12 protein-coding genes are annotated in these 17,700 nt (G+C 74.1%); 6 read left to right on the forward strand and 6 right to left on the reverse strand.

The annotated features are described in order from the left end of the window. Nucleotides 1-27 precede the first annotated feature (27 nt). On the reverse strand, nt 28-1,599 hold the full coding sequence (locus ACUXPL_RS02455; protein ID WP_454181676.1) for an AbgT family transporter: 1,572 nt from the start codon (nt 1,597-1,599) through the stop codon (nt 28-30). A gap of 135 nt (nt 1,600-1,734) precedes the next feature. Continuing rightward, nucleotides 1,735-3,249 carry an acetyl-CoA hydrolase/transferase family protein gene (locus tag ACUXPL_RS02460; RefSeq protein ID WP_454181678.1) on the reverse strand — a complete coding sequence of 505 codons (1,515 nt, stop codon included), beginning with the start codon at nt 3,247-3,249 and terminating at the stop codon, nt 1,735-1,737. A 187-nt stretch (nt 3,250-3,436) separates the two neighbouring features. On the opposite strand from ACUXPL_RS02460, the gene ACUXPL_RS02465 reads away from it, so the two are divergent. From ACUXPL_RS02465 to ACUXPL_RS02475, 3 genes are read left to right on the forward strand one after another with little or no spacing between them, the layout of a single operon-like run. After that, nucleotides 3,437-4,447, forward strand: coding sequence for an NADP-dependent oxidoreductase (locus ACUXPL_RS02465; RefSeq protein WP_454181680.1), 1,011 nt, complete (start codon nt 3,437-3,439; stop codon nt 4,445-4,447). A gap of 58 nt (nt 4,448-4,505) precedes the next feature. Continuing rightward, nucleotides 4,506-5,840 (forward strand): DUF4921 family protein, encoded by a 1,335-nt coding sequence (locus ACUXPL_RS02470; protein ID WP_454181682.1) that lies wholly within the window; start codon nt 4,506-4,508, stop codon nt 5,838-5,840. 43 nt (nt 5,841-5,883) lie between these two features. Beyond that, complete coding sequence (locus ACUXPL_RS02475) at nt 5,884-7,536, forward strand: ABC1 kinase family protein (protein ID WP_454181684.1); 1,653 nt, start codon at nt 5,884-5,886, stop codon at nt 7,534-7,536. A gap of 28 nt (nt 7,537-7,564) precedes the next feature. On the opposite strand, the gene ACUXPL_RS02480 is transcribed toward ACUXPL_RS02475, so the two are convergent. Continuing rightward, on the reverse strand, nt 7,565-8,695 hold the full coding sequence (locus ACUXPL_RS02480) for a saccharopine dehydrogenase family protein (RefSeq protein ID WP_454181687.1): 1,131 nt from the start codon (nt 8,693-8,695) through the stop codon (nt 7,565-7,567). Between the two features lie 143 nt (nt 8,696-8,838). On the opposite strand from ACUXPL_RS02480, the gene ACUXPL_RS02485 reads away from it, so the two are divergent. Both ACUXPL_RS02485 and ACUXPL_RS02490 read left to right on the forward strand, forming a co-directional pair. Next, nucleotides 8,839-9,846: a cation diffusion facilitator family transporter gene (locus ACUXPL_RS02485; protein ID WP_454181689.1), complete on the forward strand. Its 1,008-nt coding sequence runs from the start codon at nt 8,839-8,841 to the stop codon at nt 9,844-9,846. A 33-nt stretch (nt 9,847-9,879) separates the two neighbouring features. Beyond that, nucleotides 9,880-11,346, forward strand: a complete 1,467-nt coding sequence (locus ACUXPL_RS02490; protein ID WP_454181691.1) for a serine hydrolase — start codon at nt 9,880-9,882, stop codon at nt 11,344-11,346. A gap of 24 nt (nt 11,347-11,370) precedes the next feature. Here the strand turns inward: ACUXPL_RS02490 and arfB are convergent, their stop codons facing one another. The 3 genes from arfB to ACUXPL_RS02505 form a co-directional block, all read right to left on the reverse strand. Next, a complete protein-coding gene (gene arfB / locus ACUXPL_RS02495) occupies nt 11,371-11,826 on the reverse strand; it encodes an alternative ribosome rescue aminoacyl-tRNA hydrolase ArfB (RefSeq protein ID WP_065573486.1) in 456 nt (151 codons plus the stop codon). Then, the gene (locus tag ACUXPL_RS02500; protein ID WP_454181693.1) at nt 11,819-13,264 is read right to left on the reverse strand and encodes an MFS transporter; all 1,446 of its coding nucleotides are present in this window, start codon (nt 13,262-13,264) and stop codon (nt 11,819-11,821) included. Before ACUXPL_RS02500 ends, arfB begins: the two co-directional genes overlap by 8 nt. Nucleotides 13,265-13,400: 136 nt before the next feature. Beyond that, on the reverse strand, nt 13,401-15,137 hold the full coding sequence (locus ACUXPL_RS02505; RefSeq protein ID WP_454181695.1) for a bifunctional 3'-5' exonuclease/DNA polymerase: 1,737 nt from the start codon (nt 15,135-15,137) through the stop codon (nt 13,401-13,403). Between the two features lie 235 nt (nt 15,138-15,372). Between ACUXPL_RS02505 and ACUXPL_RS02510 the strand changes: the two genes are divergently transcribed. Then, nucleotides 15,373-17,661 carry a multicopper oxidase family protein gene (locus ACUXPL_RS02510; protein WP_454181697.1) on the forward strand — a complete coding sequence of 763 codons (2,289 nt, stop codon included), beginning with the start codon at nt 15,373-15,375 and terminating at the stop codon, nt 17,659-17,661. Nucleotides 17,662-17,700: the final 39 nt, after the last annotated feature.

Consider the following 17,700-nt stretch of genomic DNA (forward strand, 5'->3'; position numbering starts at 1 on the left):
GGGTCTCCTCTCGGTCGGGGCGGGTCGTCACGGGGTGGGCAGGTGGATGGGACCGTCCGGACCCATCGGCCAGCCCAGCAGGAACCAGACGACCATCATGGCGGTCCACGCCAGGCCCATCGCGAGCGAGTAGGGCACCAGCGTGGAGATGAATGTGCCGATGCCGAGCTTCTTGTCGTAGCGCTGGGCGTAGGTCAGCACGAGCGCGAAGTACGGGAACATCGGCGTGATCGGGTTCGTGACGGCGTCGCCGATGCGGTACACCATCTGCGTGAACGCCGGGTGGTAGCCCAGCAGCATCATCATCGGGATGAAGATCGGCGCCAGGATCGCCCACTTGGCGGAGGCCGACCCGACGAAGAGGTTCACGACGGCGGAGATCGCGATGATCCCGAGGATCAGCACGATGCCGTCCTGGCCCTGGAGCAGTTCGGCGCCGCGGATGGCCAGGATGGCGCCCATGTTGGACGCGCTCACGTAGGACAGCAGCTGCGAGGCGAAGAACACGACGACGATGAAGCTGGCCATCGTGGCCATGGAGTCCACCATCATGCGGGCGACGTCCGAGGAGCCCGTGATCGTCTTGGCCCGGATTCCGTAGACCAGCCCCGGGATGAAGAACGCCAGGGCCAGGATCAGCCCGATGCCGTTCATCAGGGGCGCGTCGGTGGTCAGGGAGCCGGTCTCCGCGTTGCGCAGGAACGAGCCCTGGGGGATGCAGGCGGCCACCACGAGCGCGGCGAACAGCGCCAGCGCCACCAGGGCCCAGCGGTTGGCCCGGCGCTGGACGTCGGTGATCTCCATGTCCCCGGCCTCGACGTCGTCCGCCTCCTGGTAGGCGCCCAGGCGGGGGATCGCCACCTTGGTGGTGATGAGCCACAGCACCGGCAGGAGGACGACGACGGAGGCGGCGATGAACCACCAGTTCATCGGGACGGTCGTCTCGATGTCGGGGTCGATGATGACCGCGGCCTCCTGGGTGAAGCCCTGGACCAGGGCGTCGGACATGCCGATCATCAGGTTCGCCGCGAAGCCCCCGGTCGCGGCCGCGTAGGCCAGGGCGATGCCGGCGATCGGGTGCCAGCCCAGCTTGTGGAAGATCAGGGCGGCCAGCGGGGGCAGCACGATCGGGGCGGCGTCGCCGGCGATGTTGCCCAGCAGGCCGATGAGCGCGATCGCGGGGATGATCAGGCCCTTGGGGGCGCTGGTCATGGCCTGCGTCAGGCCGACCTCGAACCAGCCCGACCGCTCGGCCACGCCGATGCCGAGCATGATGATGAGCACCTGCCCCAGCGGGGCGAAGGCGCCGAAGGTCTTTGCGGCGTCGCCGATGACGACGCGCATGCCCTCCGTGCTGAGCAGATTGGTCGCCACGAGGGTCTCACCCGTGCCCGGGTGGACCGCGCTCCAGCCGCCCAGGCCGGCCACGGCGGACGCCACCAGGGTCAGGGCGCAGAGGCCCGCGAAGATGATGATCGGGTCCGGGAGCTTGTTGCCGCTCCATTCGATCACGTTGAGGAACCTGTTGAGCAGGCCCCCCGGAGCGCGATTCCGGGGTGAGGCGTCGGCGGCGGTGGACCCACCGGTGGGCGAGGTCATGGGACTCCTCCGAGGTGCGAGAGACGGTGAGACCTCGGCCACAGGGGCGAGGCACGGCCCACTGTAGGGTGCCTCGCCGCAGGTGTCCCGCAGGTGTCCCGTCGGTGTCTCGCCGGTGTCCCGTCCGGCGGGCCGTCAGCCGAGACGCATCGTCCCGGTCTCGAGGAAGCGCTGGTGCCAGGACAGGGCCTCGCCCAACAGGTGCGGGGTGTGCAGGCCGCCCGACTCGCGCATCGCGCGGTCGAAGTAGTCCCGCAGCTGCTCCCTGTAGTCCGGGTGCGCGCACGTGTCGATGATCGTGCGGGCGCGCTGCTTGGGGGAGAGGCCGCGCAGGTCGGCCAGCCCCTGCTCGGTGACCACCACGTGCACGTCGTGCTCGGTGTGGTCCACGTGCGAGACCATCGGCACGATGCAGGAGATGTCCCCGCCCTTGGCCGTGGAGGGGGTGAGGAAGAACGAGGTGAACGCGTTGCGGGCGAAGTCGCCGGAGCCGCCGAGGCCGTTCATCATCTTCGTGCCCATTAGGTGCGTGGAGTTCACGTTGCCGTACAGGTCGGCCTCGAGCATGCCGTTCATGGCGAGGATGCCGAGGCGGCGCACGAGCTCGGGGTGGTTGGAGATCTCCTGGGTGCGCAGGATCAGCTTGTCCCGGTACTTCGCGGCGTTGTCGTTGAACCGTTCGGCGGCCTCGGTGGACAGGGAGAACGCGGTCGCGGACGCGGTCGCCAGCGTGCCGGAGTCCAGGGCGTCGAGCATGCCGTCCTGCACCACCTCGGTGAACGCGGACAGGCCCGTGAACCGGGACTTCACCAGCTCGGACATCACCGCGTTCGCGATGTTGCCCACGCCCGACTGCAGCGGCAGCAGCCGCTCGTCGTACCGGCCCTGGGCCACCTCGTGCTCGAAGAACTCCACGAGGTGCTGGGCGATCGCGATCGAGTCCGCGTCGGCGGGCTTGAAGGGGGAGTTGCGGTCCGGGGCGTGGGTCTCGACGACGGCCACCACCTTGGCCGGATCGCACCGCAGGTACGTCTCACCGATGCGGTCTGCCGGGTGGGTGAGCATGATCGGCGTGCGGTGCGGGGGCAGCGCGGTGCCGTAATAGACGTCATGCAGACCCTCGAGGTCCTCGCTCTGCCACGAGTTGACCTCGAGGATCACCTGATCCGCCAGGTCGATCCAGGACTTGTTGTTGCCCACGGAGGAGCTGGGGACGAGACGGCCGTCCTCGCGGATCCCGGACACCTCGATCACCGCGGTGGTCATGGGCCCGTAGAAGCCGTTCCACACGGTCTGCGCCAGGTGGGACAGGTGCGTGTCGATGTACTCGATCGCGCCCGCGTTGATCTTGGCGCGCATCGTCGGGTCCGACTGGAACGGGGTGCGCAGCGCGACGGCGTCCGCCTCGGCCAGCGCACCGTCCATCTCCGCGGAGGTGGACGCCCCCGTGTGGAGGTTGATGCGGAACTCCTCGCCGCGCGCGTGCAGCTCCTTGGCCCGCTCGGCCAGCGCCATCGGCACGGCCTTCGGGTAGCCGGACCCCGTGAACCCGCTCATGCCCACGGTGGTGCCGTGCTGGATGAACGCCGCCGCCTCCGCGGCGGACATCACCTTCGACCGGAGGCCGGGGTGGTGGATGCGGGACGACATGGGTGAGGCCTCCGTGCGGGTGAGACGAGTCGAGCGAGAGCGCTGTGACGTGGAACAGCGATCAGCGTACCCGCGTCACGGGTGGCCGTGGGGATGATCACGCCGGAGGTCGCCGAGCCCGACCTGCGTGATCGACGACGGCGAACAGGGCTCGGCACTCCGGGTCGGCGCGCCTAGGCTCGGCGGCATGCGAGCACTCGTCCTCCAGTCCTACGGCGGCCCTGAGGCCATGGCCCTCACCGACGTCCCCGCCCCCACGGCCGCCGCCGGCGAGGTGCTGATCCGCACCCGCGCGGTCGGCCTCAACCCCGTCGACGCGATGCATCGCGAAGGCGACTTCAAGGCCATCGCCCCCGACGACTTCCCCACGGTCGCCGGCAACGAGCTCAGCGGCATCGTCGAGGCCGTGGGCGCCGGGGTGACCGCGTTCGCCCCGGGTGACGCGGTGATCACCCGCGTGGACCCGTCCGGCCACGGGGCGTTCGCCGAGCTGGCCGCGGTGCGCGCGGACTGGGTGGCCGCCGCGCCCGCCCGCATGCCCCTGACGGACGCGGCCGGCCTGCCGCTCGCCGGCCTGACCGCCCAGCAGGCGCTCGGCCCGGAGCACCTGGACCTGCAGCCCGGGGAGCGGCTGCTGATCACCGGGGCCGCCGGCGGCGTCGGGCTGATCGCCACACGCCTGGCACACCTGCGCGGCGCGCACGTGACCGTGACCGCCTCCGCGGCGGGTGAGCCGTACGTCCGCGAGGCCGGCGCCGACGCGGTGATCGACTATCGCGCCCGCACCGTCGCAGAGGGGGGCGAGCGCTTCGACAAGGTGTTCGACCTCATCGGCGGTGATCAGATGGCCGAGCTGCTCGGCTCGATCGAGCCCGGCGGCCGGCTGGTGACCATCGCGGGCCCGCCGAGCCCCGGTAGCCTTCGCGAGACCGCGCGCCCGTCGCGTCGACCCCTGGCCGCCGTCGTCTCCCGGGTGGCCAGTGCGAAGGTGCGCCGGGCCGCGAAGAAGGCCGGGGTGGCCTACGAGTTCTTCCTCATGCATCCGGACGGGGTGGGCCTGGCCGAGCTCGTCCGGCTCGTGGACGCCGGCGAGCTGGCCGTGACCGTGGACAGCCGCTACCCCCTGGCCGACTGGGAGCAGGCGTTCGAGCGTCTCGAGTCCCACCACGCCAAGGGCAAAGTGCTGCTCGAGTTCTGACCGGCGGGCGCGTCGGCGCCGGCCTGCCCGGGCCGGCACCGCCTCGTATCCTGGCCTCGTGCACCCGTCTGTGAGCGAGCCCCTCACCCGACTGCCGGACGGCACCGTCAAGCAGCGCAACCCCTTCACCGGCACCGAGGTCTGGACCGTGCCCGGCCGCGGCCACCGCCCGCTCGGCCTCGTCCGGCCCGCCCCGCAGCCGCTCGACCCCGCCCAGCACGGCCGGCACTGCGCCTTCTGCGAGCACCGGCTGCTGGAGACGCCGCCGGAGAAGTCACGCATCGTGTCCACGAGGGCCGACGACGGCGCCCCGGCCTGGCAGATCCTGCGGCACCCGGCCGCGGAGCGGCTCGGGGAGACGATCCCGGCCTTCCGCCGGGTCCCCAACCTCTTCGAGATCCTCAGCTACGACTACTGGCGTCTCAACCACGGCTACGAACTCCCCCCGGACGCGCGCCGCCGCCGTGACGAGTACCTGGCCGCCGAGGCCGGCCGCGCCCACGTGCGCGCCGTCGCCACCGCGAAGCTGCGCGCCTCCGGCCGCTCCGCCGAGGAGGCGGCGGCGATGTCCGAGGCGGAGCTGATCGCGGCGTCGGCCGGGTTCTTCGGCGGCACGCACGACGTGGTGATCGCCCGGCGCCACTTCGTCGACGGCGCCGTGGACGACCACCAGCTGGCCTCCTCAGGCACCCTCACCCCGGACGAGCACCACGCGTTCCTGGCCCTGACCGCCGACGCGATGCGGGACCTCTACGCGACCACGCCCGCCGTGCGGTACGTCTCCGTGTTCCAGAACTGGCTCAAACCCGCCGGCGCCTCCTTCGACCACCTGCACAAGCAGCTCGTGGCCATCGACGAGGTCGGCGCGCAGAACGCCGCCGCCCTGGACCGGCTGCGCGAGGACCCGCAGGTGTTCAACCACGCCGCGCTGGACGTGGCCGTGGCGCACGGCCTCGTGATCGCCGCCCACGAGCACGCCGTGATGTTCGCCGGCTTCGGCCACCGGTATCCGACGGTCGAGGTCTACTCCACGAGCCCGGTGGGGCAGCCGTGGCGGCAGTCCGCGGCCGAGCTGCGCGCCATGTCCGACCTGCTGCACACCGCCCACGCGGCCACCGGGCCCGAGGTCCCCTCCAACGAGGAATGGCACACCCGCCCGCCCGGCGTCGCGTGCCCGATGCCCTGGCGCGTGATGCTCAAGTGGCGCGTCTCCACACTCGCCGGCTTCGAGGGCGCCACCAAGATCAACGTCAACACGATCAGCCCGTGGGACGTGCGGGACCGGGTGCTGGCGCGGCTGCGGGAGCTGCGGGCGGCGGGCGCGCTCGCGGACGGGGTGCGGATCGGGGCCGACGCCCGGGTCCGGCCGGGCGCCCTGCGGTACGCCGACTGAGCGGCGAGGCTCACCCCTCCGCGCGGTCGGTAGCGTGGGCGCCATGGCCCTCCACCTGCAGCGCTACCGCGAGATCGCCCACGTCATGGCCCGCAACGGCCTCAGGGCCACGGCCGTGCAGGCCGGGCTCTCCCGGTGGCTGCCCCTCGAGGAGGGGGAGCCGCACCTGGGCATCGACGCCGAGGCCCGCCCCGAGCTGTTCGTGCGCACGTTCGAGGAGCTGGGCGTCACCTTCGTGAAGCTCGGGCAGCTGATCTCGGCGCGCCCGGACCTGTTCCCCGAGGCCTACTGCGCGGCGTTCGCCCGCCTCACGGACAGCACGACGGCGGTGCCCTTCGAGGCCGTCGCCCGGACGGTCGAGGAGGACCTCGGCGCCGACGTCGACACCCTGTTCGCCTGGTTCGACCGGGCGCCCCTGGCCACCGCCTCCATCGGTCAGGCCCACCGTGCGCGCCTGCATGACGGGCGCGCCGTCGTCGTGAAGATCCGCAAGCCCGGTGTGGTGGAGCAGGTCCAGGCGGACCTGGAGATCCTGCGGACGCTGGCGGCCACGTGGTCGCGGGCCTCACGGACCTTCGCCGACCTGGACGTGCCGACCATGGTGGACGAGTTCGACCGGTCCCTGCGCGCCGAGCTGGACTACGTGGTGGAGGCGCGGGCCTGCGAGGAGATCGCCGCCGGCTTCCGGGACACCCCGGGCGTGCGGTTCCCGTGGATCGAGTGGGACCTGACCACCTCGCGCGTGCTGACCATGGAGGAGCTCTCCGGGCTGCGCGTGGACGATCTGGCCGGACTCGACGCCGCCGGCATCGACCGGGAGGAGCTGGCGTACCGGGCCGCCGACGTGCTGCTGGCCATGGTGTTCGAGCACGGCGTGTTCCACGCGGACCCGCACGCGGGCAACCTGTTCATCGAGCCGGACGGGACCGTCGGGTTCATCGACTTCGGCTCCGTCGGGCGGATCTCCCCGTCCCTCCGGCGCCGGTTCGCGGGCCTGGCCATGGCGCTGGCCCGGCAGGACACCGACGGGCTGGTGCGGGCCCTGCTGGACATCGCCCCGCCGCGCGGACCGGTGGACCGCCGTCGGCTCCGGCTGGAGGTGGCCCGGATCGTCGGCCGCCTCGAGGGGCGAGAGCTCGAGGACATCCGCGTGGCGCAGCTGGTCTCGGAGATCTTCGCCCTCGTGCGGCGCCACCGGCTTTCTCTTCCGCCCGAGCTCGTGCAGCTGCTGCGGATGCTGATCATCGTGGACGGCATCGGCCGCCGCCTGCACCCCGGCTTCGACTACACCCGCGTGCTCGACCCCTTCGCCCTGCGCCTCGTGGGGGAGCACCTCGACCCCCGACGGGTGGCGGGCCGGATCGGCCGGGCCACGATCGCGGCGGCCGAGCTCGGCATCGACCTGCCCGAGTACGCCCGCAAGGTGATGGAACGCATCGACGACGGCGGGATCGACGTCACCGTCCGCGCGAGCGAACTCGAGCCGCTCGTGACGCGCCTCGAGCGGACGGGCGACCGGGTGGTGGCCGCCATGGTGGTGGCCGCGATGATCACCGGCGGCACGAACGTGCTCGTGGCGTACAAGGACCGGCTGGGCCGCTTCGCCGGGCCGGTTGTGGCCGCCGGCGGCGCCGCCCTGACCGGCGGCAGCGCCTATCTGGCCTGGATCAGCCGCCCCCGCCGCCGTCCCCGCTGAGGGCCGCGGGCGGGTTCAGCCGTCGGGATCATGCCCGCACCAGACCGGCCGCGGCGCAGGCCGCCTCGAAGTCGTCGAGGCCGAACGCCTGGATCGGGCTGACGACGCCGGCCTCGCGGGCCCGGCCTGCGGCGAGCTGCCGGGCGCCCCAGGCCATGAGGTCCCCGGTCAACGTGTAGGCGTTGGGGCCGCTCAGGTGCACGTCCGCCACGACGCGGCCGGCCGCGTCGCGCGCGATCGCCCCGACCCGGGAGCCCGTGCGGGCCCGGTCCGCGGCGTCGGGACCACCCGGGTCCCCGGCCAGGGGCCGCAGCAGGGCCTGCACGCCGCGGGCGACGCCGGGGAGCCACCCCACCGCGCCGAGGGCGGCCGCGCCGATCTGCGTGGGCCGGGCCGGGAACCAGCCGTTGAAGACCTCGACCTCATCCAGGCCGGGCTGCATCCGCGGCAGGAACAGGGACTCCGTGCCGCCGAACAGCACGCCGCGGCGGTCCTGCCCGTCGACCCCGAAGACGGCCGATCGGCTGGCCAGGCCCGTGGTCGCCAGCCGCCCGCCGCGCCACGTGATCGTCCGCTCGGTGAGGGCGTCCACCATCGTCTGCCGCGTCCCGTGGCTGAGGTCGACGCGCGGGTCCAGCTCGCCGTCGGCGAAGTAGCCGATCTGCAGGGACCGTGCCCGTCCGGCGGCCTCCGCCAGCGCGAGCCCGCCCGCCAGCATGCCCGGCGCGTAGTCGAAGCCGAGGGCAGGCAGCAGGGTGGCGCCCGTGCGTCGGGCGGTGGCGTCCAGGTCCGCCTTGAGGTCCTTCACGAAGCCGACCTCACCGGTCGAGTCCACGTAGTGCGCGCCCCGCTCCGCGGCGGCGCGGGCGACGGGCCGGCCGTAGCGTTCGAAGGGGCCGACCGTGGAGACCAGCACATCGCCCTCCGTGACCAGGGCCCTCAGCGAGGCGGGGTCCCCGGCGTCGGCGACGGCGACCTCCAGCCCGTCGTGCCGCTTCGCCGCGTGCTGGAGCGAGTCCCGGTTCCGGCCCGCGAGCACGGGCCGTGCGCCCTGGGCCACGAGGGCGTCCACGACGAGGGATCCGGCGTAGCCCGTCGCGCCGAGCACGATGATGCGGGGGGCGTCGGGGTGGTCGAGGTGCAGGGGAGAATCCGTCATGGTGCCACGCTAGGCCGCGCACGCGGAGACCTCACGGGCTCGGCGACGCCGATCCGCGTGGACCCCATGCCGCGCTCATGGGCCGGCGGACCCGGACATGGCGAGCCTGGTCCGGCACCCGCCTGCAGGGGCAGACTCGGAGGATGACCCGTACCCCGCCCGCCGTCGCCCCGCCCGCTCACTCCGCCTCGCCCGCCGCCGAGACCGGCGGCGAGAGTCTGCTGACCGTCCTGATCGCCCTCGGCGTGAACACGGTGATCGCCGTCGTCAAGTCGATCGTGGGCGCGGTCACGGGCTCAGCCGCGATGGTGGCGGAGGCCGCGCACTCCTGGGCCGACGCCGGCAATGAGGTCTTCCTGCTCCTGGCGGAGCGTCGGGCCGGCCGAGCCCCCGATGCGCGGCACCCGCTGGGCTACGGGCGGGCGGCCTACGTGTGGTCGATGGTCGCGGCCTTCGGCCTGTTCGCGGTGGGCTCGGCGGTCTCGGTCTGGCACGGGATCACGGCCTGGTCCGCCTCCGAGGAGGAGGCGGAGTACACGATCGCGTACATCGTGCTCGCCGTCGCGTTCGTGCTCGAGGGCGTCTCGTTCCTGAACGCGCACCGGCGCGTCCGCCGCGACGCGGAGCGGCGGCACATCAGCGATGCCACGTTCCTGCGCCAGACCTCGGACCCCACCCTGCGCGCCGTGTGGGTGGAGGACGCCTCGGCCCTGATCGGCCTGGCCATCGCGGCGGGCGCCCTCGCCCTGCACCAGCTCACCGGGGACCCCCGGTGGGACGCCGCCGGCTCGATCCTCGTGGGCGTGCTGCTCGGGGGCGTCGCGATCTTCCTGCTCTCGCGGAACATGGCGTTCCTCGTCGGCGAGGTCGCCGACCCGGTGATCCGGACCCGGGTGCTGCGCTGGCTGCTGGAGCGGCCCGAGGTGCTCTCCGTGAGCTACCTGCACCTCGAGTACGTCGGCCCGGAGAAGCTCTTCGTCGTCGGGGCCGTGGACCTGGCCGGGGATGAGCGGGAGAGCGAGGCCGCGGTCCTGCTTCAGCGCGTGGAGGACGCCCTCCTCGAGCACCCGCGCGTGGCCGCCGTCGTGCTCTCCCTCTCCAACCCCGCCCACGCGCCCCTGGCCCCGGAATCGCAGAACACCCGCGCCTGAGCCTGGGCGGCCGGCATCGTACAGTGGTCTCTCGTGACCCAGCCCACCCCCGCCCCGCCGCCCGCTCCGCCCCTCGACCGCCTCCGGGAGGCGGCCCCGTACCTGTCCCGGTGGCTGGCCACCCAGGTGGAGACGCAGCACGCGCCCGGCGCCCAGGTGGCCGTCCGGCTCGGCGACGAGCTGGTGCTCTCCGCCGCGTTCGGAGTGGCCGACGAGGACACCGGGGCGGAGCTCACCACCGGCCACCTGTTCCGCGTGGCCAGCCATTCCAAGACCTTCACGGCCGTCGCCGTGCTGCGCCTGGTCGCCGCCGGTCGTCTGCGCCTGGACGACACCGTGGCCGAGCGACTGCCCGACTGTGCCGACACCCCGCTGGCCCGGGTCACCGTCCGCGAGCTGCTCTCGCACACCTCCGGCGCCATCCGCGACGGGGTGGACGCGGACCACTGGCAGCTCGAGGGCCCCTTCCCGGACGCCGACGCCCTGCGCGCGATCGTCCGGGAGCACGGCGCCACCTACGCCCCGCAGGAGCGGTTCAAGTATTCGAACATCGGGTACGGCCTGCTCGGGGCGATCATCGAGGCAGTCACGGGCCGCGGCTACGCCGAGCACGTCACGGAGGACATCCTCGTCCCGCTCGGCCTCACCGACACCCGTTCCGAGATCGACGACGACGCGGCGGGCCGGGCCGTCGTCGGCCACACCCGGGCCCACGGCCGTGGGCGTCGGGTGAGCGTGGCACCGACCGCCACCGGCGCGCTGGCCGCGGCCACCGGCTTCGTGTCCACGGCGGAGGAGCTCAGCCGCTTCTTCTCCGCTCTCGCACTGGATCGGCGTGAGCTGCTGGACGAGCACGCGCTGCGCCTGATGCACCGGGCCGAGGCCTCCTTCCCGCGGGGGACCGGGACCGGCACCTACGGGCTCGGCCTGATCGGGATCAGCGTGGGCGGACGACGGCTCGTGGGCCACTCCGGCGGCTTCCCCGGGCAGATCACCCGGACCCTGGTGGACCCGGTGACCGGTCTGACCGTCAGCGTGCTCACCAACGCCGTGGACGGTCCGGCGGACGCGCTCGCGGTGGGCCTCGTCGAGCTCGTCGACCTGCTCGCCCAGGACGCCGCCGACGGGCAGGCGCTGCCCGCCGGTGTCACGACCGACGACCTCGACCGGCTGACCGGCCGCTACGTCTCCCTGTGGGGTGAGACGGACGTGGTTCGCGCCGGTGAGCGCCTCGTGCTGATCGACCCCGGCACGCCCGGCCCCCGCGACAGGATGCACGAGCTGCGAGCGCTGGACGCCACCACGTTCCTGCCCGAGGACGAGGACGGCTTCGGCGCGTCGGGGGAGCGCATCCCGTTCGACCTCGGCGACGACGGCCGGGTGGTGAGGATGCGCGTGTCCGGGGTGAGCAGCTGGCCCGAAGAGGACTACCTCGCCCGGCGTGGCGACGCGTGGAGCCACCGCTCGGCCGCGGGCCGTGGGGTGACCGGGCGGGGCTGAGCCGCCGCCTGTGGGCGAGCGTCCTCAGTCGAGGCCGGGGCGGCGGCGCGTGCGCTTCACCTCGGAGCGACGGCGTTTGGCCTCCAGCCGGCGCCGTCGGGAGCCGCGCGTCGGCGTCGTGGCCCGCCGCGGCGTCGGCGGGGCCAGGGCCTCGCGCAGCAACGCCGCGAGCCGCTCGCGGGCGGCCACCCGGTTGCGCCGCTGGGCCCGGTGCTCCGCCACGCTGACGGTGAGCACCGTGCCGGCCAGCCGGGGCGCCAGCCGCGCGAGGACGCGGGCGCGCTGGACGTCGTCGAGGGCGGAGGTGGCCGCCAGGTCCAGGCTGAGCTGAACCCGCGAGTCCGCCGTGTTCACGCCCTGACCGCCCGGGCCGGAGGCGTGGGAGAAGCGCTCGACGAGTTCGCCCGCGGGAATGACCAGCCCGCGGGGTGCGCCGGGGCCGGGGGTGACGCGCACGTCGCCGGGGCGGGGTTCAGCCACGGGGGGCCGCCGTCCGTGGCCCGCGCAGGTCCGCGAGTGCGACGAGGAGCGCGAGGGCCATGCACCCGGCCACCAGCGCGAAGGCGGCCATGAACGCCCCGTCCCAGTCGGCACCGGAGGCGACGCCCAGGAACACCCCCACGATCACGGCGGTGCCGACGGCCGTGCCGACGCGCTGGCCGGTCTGCAGGACGCCGCCGGCCGTGCCGGAGTGCCGCGGTGGGACTTCGGCCAGGCTGAGGGTCTGGTTGGGGGAGACCACCAGCCCCTGCCCGGCACCCACGATGGCGAGGGTGAGCAGCAGCCACCACGGGCTCAGGCCGAACTCCCGGTTGGCCCACGCCACCCCGATGGAGCCCACGACGGCGAGCAGCGCCAGCGCGATGCCGAGGACGACGATCCTCCGGCCCGTGCGCAGCACCACGCGTCCGGCCACGGTGGCCATCACGCTCGACATGACCGCCGAAGGCAGGCCGATGAGCGCGGCGTGCAGCGCCGGGTAGCCCAGCCCGTTCTGCATGAACATGGCGATCACCACGAACATGCTGGTCGAGCCGGTGAAGTAGATGGCGATCAGCAGGGCGCCGCACGCGAAGCTGCGGGTCTGGAACAGGCGCAGGTCCACCATCGGGGCGCGGCCCCGTCGGGCGTAGCGGGCCTCCCACCGCGCCCACAGGGCGGCCAGGCCGATGCCGACGGGCACGAGCACGAACCGCCACGGCCCGAGCCCACGGTCCAGGAACGGGAGCATGACGGCCACGAGGGCACCGGCCAGCAGGACGACGCCGACCGGGTCCAGGTCCGGACGCCGCGCCCGCTCGGGGACGGTGCGCGGCAGCCAGTGGCGGGCCACGACCAGGGCGCCGAGGGCGATGGGCACGTTCACCAGGAAGGTCGCGCGCCAGCCGAGGTCGCCGCCGAGCCACGCGATGAGCCCGCCGCTGAGCAGCGGCCCCACCGCCACGGACACCCCGACGACGGCGCCGAGCGCCCCGAACGCCCGGGCGCGGGCGGCGCCGGAGAACTCGCCCTGGATGAAGCCGGTGACCTGCGGATTGAGCAGGCCCGCGCCCACGCCCATGACCAGGCGCGCGAGCACGAGCAGGACGCCCGTGGGCGCCAGGCCGGACAGGAGCGCACCGAGCGCGAACACGCCGAGGCCCACCATGAACAGCCGGCGGCGTCCGAAGAGGTCACCCGCCCGGCCCGCCGGCACGAGCACCATGCCGAACACGAGGGTGTAGCCGGAGATGGCCCACTGCAGCTCCGCATCGCTGGCGTCCAGGCCCCGCTGCAGGGCGGGCAGGGCCACGTTGATGCTGGACACGGCCAGCAGGGACATGAAGATCGGGATGAGGAGCACCGCGAGGATGCGCTGCTGGTGCGGGGTGAAGACCGAGGACGCGGCGCCGTCGGACGGACGCGGGGCGACGGGCATGCGGTCTCCTTCACAAGGGTGTCTCGGGCGCTCTCCAGGATCGGCCCTCGTCCCGCATCGTGCCAGGTCCCAGGGTCCTCGGCCCGGTGCGGCGCATGGAGGCCGTGAGCGCGACCGACGCCCTGCCCCCCGTCGCTCACTTCGCGTCGGCGTACGACCCCATGCTGGAGACGGTGAGCGGGAAGTCCACGGGGGCGGGACCGAACAGCAGGCGGCCGGCGGCGCTCGCGGACTCCGCCACGACCGTCCGCACCGCCTCGGCCTCCGTGGCCGGGCCGTGTAGGACGACCTCGTCGTGGACGAAGAACACGAGTTCCGTGCGCATGCCGGCCGAGCGCAGTCGACGGCGGATCTCGCCCATCCAGCACAGCGCCCACTCGGCCGCGGTGCCCTGCACCACGAAGTTCCGGGTGAAGCGGCCCTGGGAGCGCCGCCGTCGCCGGGCCGCGGACTCGGCGGCCTGGGTGCCGACGTCGGACACGGACTCCTGCCACTTCCGCCCCGGCGCGGGGGACCAGCGGCCCAGCCACGTGGACACCTGGCCGCCTCCCTCGCCGACGGAGGCCGCCCGCTCGAGCAGGCCGATCGCCCGGGGGTAGAGCCGGCGCAGGTGCGGCATGAGCGCCGCGGAGTCGCCCGTCGTCGAGCCGTACATCGCACCCAGCAGGGCGATCTTCGCGCGCCCCCGGTCGGCCAGCGCGGTGCCGGCCGCCCGGCCCTGCTCCGCCACCTCCCGGTACAGGTCGGGCGTGGTCCCGGCACGGGCCAGCGCCTCGTCGGCGGCCATCGCGGCGAGGATGCGCGGCTCCACCTGGGAGGCGTCGGCCACGGTCAGCGTCCACCCGGGGTCTGCGCGGACGGCGTCGCGCACCCCGGCCGGGATCTGCATGGCCCCACCGCCGTGGGCGGCCCACCGCCCGGTCACCACGCCGCCGACCAGGTAGGCGGCGTGGAACCGGCCGTCGTCGCTGATCCACTGGTCCAGCCAGTGCCAGCCGTTGGCCGTCCACAGCCGGGCCAGGGCCTTGTACTCCAGCAGAGGCGCGAGCAGCGCGGCCCGCGCCTCGCGTTCCGCGCCGCCGGCGTCGATCCAGTGCTTCAGGTCCCACTGCCGCGTGGACTCCACGGCCACGCCCGCCGTCTGCAGCGCCCGCAGCAGGCTGGGCTGCGAGTCGGGGCTCAGCCCGGGGGAGCCCAGGACCTCGGCGATGCGTTCGGCCAGGGCCTGCAGGCGGGTGGGACGCTCGCCCGGTGCAGGCCGGGGGCCGAGCTGCTCGGCGAGGAGTGCCTCGTGCACGCCCCGGTCCCACGGCAGACCCGCCGCCCGGATCTCCGCGGCCACGAGTACGCCCTGCGACTCCGCCGCCGCGAGCAGCCGCAGCCGGTGCGGGTGGGCCGAGTCCTCGACGGCCGCCCGCTGCGCGGCCAGCTCGGCCGCGAGCACGGTGACGTCCGGGGCGGGGCCGGACTCGTCCGGCAGGTCGAAGAAGGACTCCTGACCGGCGGGCACCCGCGCGGGGCGCTCGGGCTCCGTCGGGTCGGCGACCTCGAGCTGCGCCACGGGCGTGTAACGCACCCCGCTGCCCGGCGCCGTCGCCGCGTGCCGCAGGATCCGCTGGACGAGGGCCACGTCCCAGCACCGATCCACCCGCACCCCCGCCGCCAGCCAGGCGGCGTACTCCGTCCCGACGTCGGCGAGCACCCAGCGGACCGTGCTCGGGTCCACGCCCAGGCGGGCGGGCAGACCGGCCACGAGCCCGGCCACGGACCCGGCGGGGCAGGAGCCCAGGGGAGCGGCGTCGTCCCCGTCCAGGGCCCACCAGGTGCCGGGGCTGCCGGCGGAGGCGGGGGCGGGGCCCAGGACGACGAGCATGGTCCTCATTCTGCCCCGTCGCCGGGCCGTGACCCGAGGCGCCGTCCGCCGCACACCTGTGCGGCAGACCTCCCGGCCCGGCGGCCCGCAGGAGGTTGCGATCCGATGACGATCTCCCCTCGGCACTCCCCGCGCCGCCGGCCCCTTCCTAGAGTGAGCCGCGTCCACGGAATGTGCACGGGATCGGAGGCGGACGCCGACGGCGCCGCGCCCACGCAGCCGTGGTGGAGGGACCATGACCGAGGCAGAGCATCCGCATCACGGTCAGCGCCACGAGGGCGCCAGGACGCCGGCCGCACCCGGAGCCCCGACGACGGCCCCGGAGGCCCCGGCCCTCGGCACACAGGCCTACAAGGACCTGGCCGAGACCGGCCGTGCGCCCGTGGCCCCGGCCGATCCGCAGGTGCAGATCCGTCCGCTGGGCGGTGCCGGAGGCGAGGCAGAGGCCGGCGCCACCGGCCGGCCCGGGAAACCCGGACGCCCGGGGTGGCCCGGCCGGCCGCGTCCCGGCGTGGCGTCCGGACTGGGCTTGGCGAAGTTCCGAGACCGTCTGACCCAGCCTCCCGTGGTGCGGGCCGGGCAGGGCCGGGGTCGCGGACCGGGCGGCCGCCCCGGGAAGGACACCACGCTGACGGTGCGCGCGGAGGTCGCGGAGGTCCGGTTCCATGCGGACCTGCCCGTCGCCACCGCCTGGACCTACGAGGGCACGTTCCCCGGACCGACCATCGAGGTGGAGCATGGCACCGTCGTGGACGTCGACTGGGGGAACGCTCTGGTGGACCGCCGCGGCCATGCCGCGCACCTGCCCTACGACGTGGTGCGCGTCGAGCCGCTGGCCGAGCGCCCGGCCGGCGGCATCGACGCGAACTTCGTGGAGGCGATGGCACCGGGCGGCCGGTCCACGGACCGCGGCGGCGGCACGGACGCCCACCCGCCGCTCGCCGGTGCCGCGGACGTCACCGGCGCCACGGTCACCCACCTGCACGGCGCCGTTGTCCCCGCCCACTCGGACGGCTGGGCGCACAACGTGAACCTGCCCGGCCAGTCCGCCCGCTGCCGGTACCCGAACCGCCAGCCCTCGGCCACGCTGTGGTACCACGACCACGCGATGGCGGCCACGCGCTGGACCGTCCACGCGGGCCTGGCCGGGGTCTGGCTGATCCGAGACGAGGCCGAGCGGGCCCTGGGGCTGCCGGACGGAGACCGCGAGCTCGTGATGCTGCTGGCGGACCGCAACCTCGAGTCCGCCGAGTCCGATCCGGCGGCCCCGGAGTTCACCGGCCGCCTGCTGTACAAGCACGCCGGGTTCACAGACGTTGCCACCGGCAACGCCGGCGAGATCCCGGTGACCGGCCCCTACAACACGGTCAACGGCCTGATCTGGCCGACGCTGGACGTGCCCGCCCGCTGGCACCGCCTGCGCCTGGTCAACGGCTCCAACTCCCGCGTCTACCGCCTCGGGCTGTACGACGTCACCGACGAGCAGCGCCCGCCGGCGGACGGTGTGCCCCGCCCCATGGACGACCCAGCCGTCCTCGAGGCCGGCCTGCTCCGCGAGGCCCTGCACGTGATCGGCACGGACTCCGGCCTGCTCCACGCCCCTGCCCACCTGGTGGACGGACTGCTCACGCTCGGCCCGGGCGAGCGCGCGGACGTGCTCGTGGACTTCGGTGAGCTGGCCGGGCGGACGCTGGAGCTGCGCAACACGGTCGGCTGCGCCGTGCACGCCGGCCGCGGCCAGGCCGAGTCCTCCATCATGGAGTTCACCGTGGGGCAGCGCAAGGGCCGGGACCGCTTCGACCTGCCGGAGATGCTCCGGACCGACGACCACGCCTACGCGCTGGACCCGGACGGGACGCTCACGGTCGGCGGCGAGCCGGTGGAGACCGGTGAGGAGGTCTGGATCGCCGTGGCCCCTCCGGGCCTCGACGGCGCCCTGCATCCGGGGATGTGGGAGCTGCGTCCGCCGCACGAGGGCGAGGACGTCTCCGTCGGGCAGCTGGTCCGCGTCACCGCCCCGGATGGGACGGTCCACGAGTTCGTCCCCGGTGCCAAGCTCTTCGACGACGCCGTGATCACGCACATCGCGGAGGGCGACTGGGCGGTGTGGAACATCGTGCACCTGGGCGGCCCCGACCATCCGATGCACATCCATGCCACGCACTTCCAGATGGTCCAGCGCTTGGCGCTGCCGAGGGGTGCGGACGGCCGGATCGCCGGCTTCGACCCCGCCATCGGACGCACCGAGGGGACACCTGCTCCTGCTGCTGCGGGCCGGCCGATCGACGACGTCGCGGCCGGGCCGAAGGACACCTGGGTGGTCCGGTCCGGCGAGTGGGTCCGGGTGGCCGGGTGCTTCGCGGAGGTCAGCGGCAGCTACATGTACCACTGCCACATCCTGGACCACGAGGACCACACGATGATGCGGCCGTTCGTGGTGCTGCCCGCCCCTCTGCTGGCCCTGCACGCCGGCCACGGCCGTGGCGGCGACCACGGCGGGCACAGCGGGCACAGTTCCCCCTGACACCCGCCGCCTCGCCGGGAGGCGGGGCGAAGGGCTGGG

This window comes from Micrococcus sp. 140720015-1, from assembly GCF_053627595.1.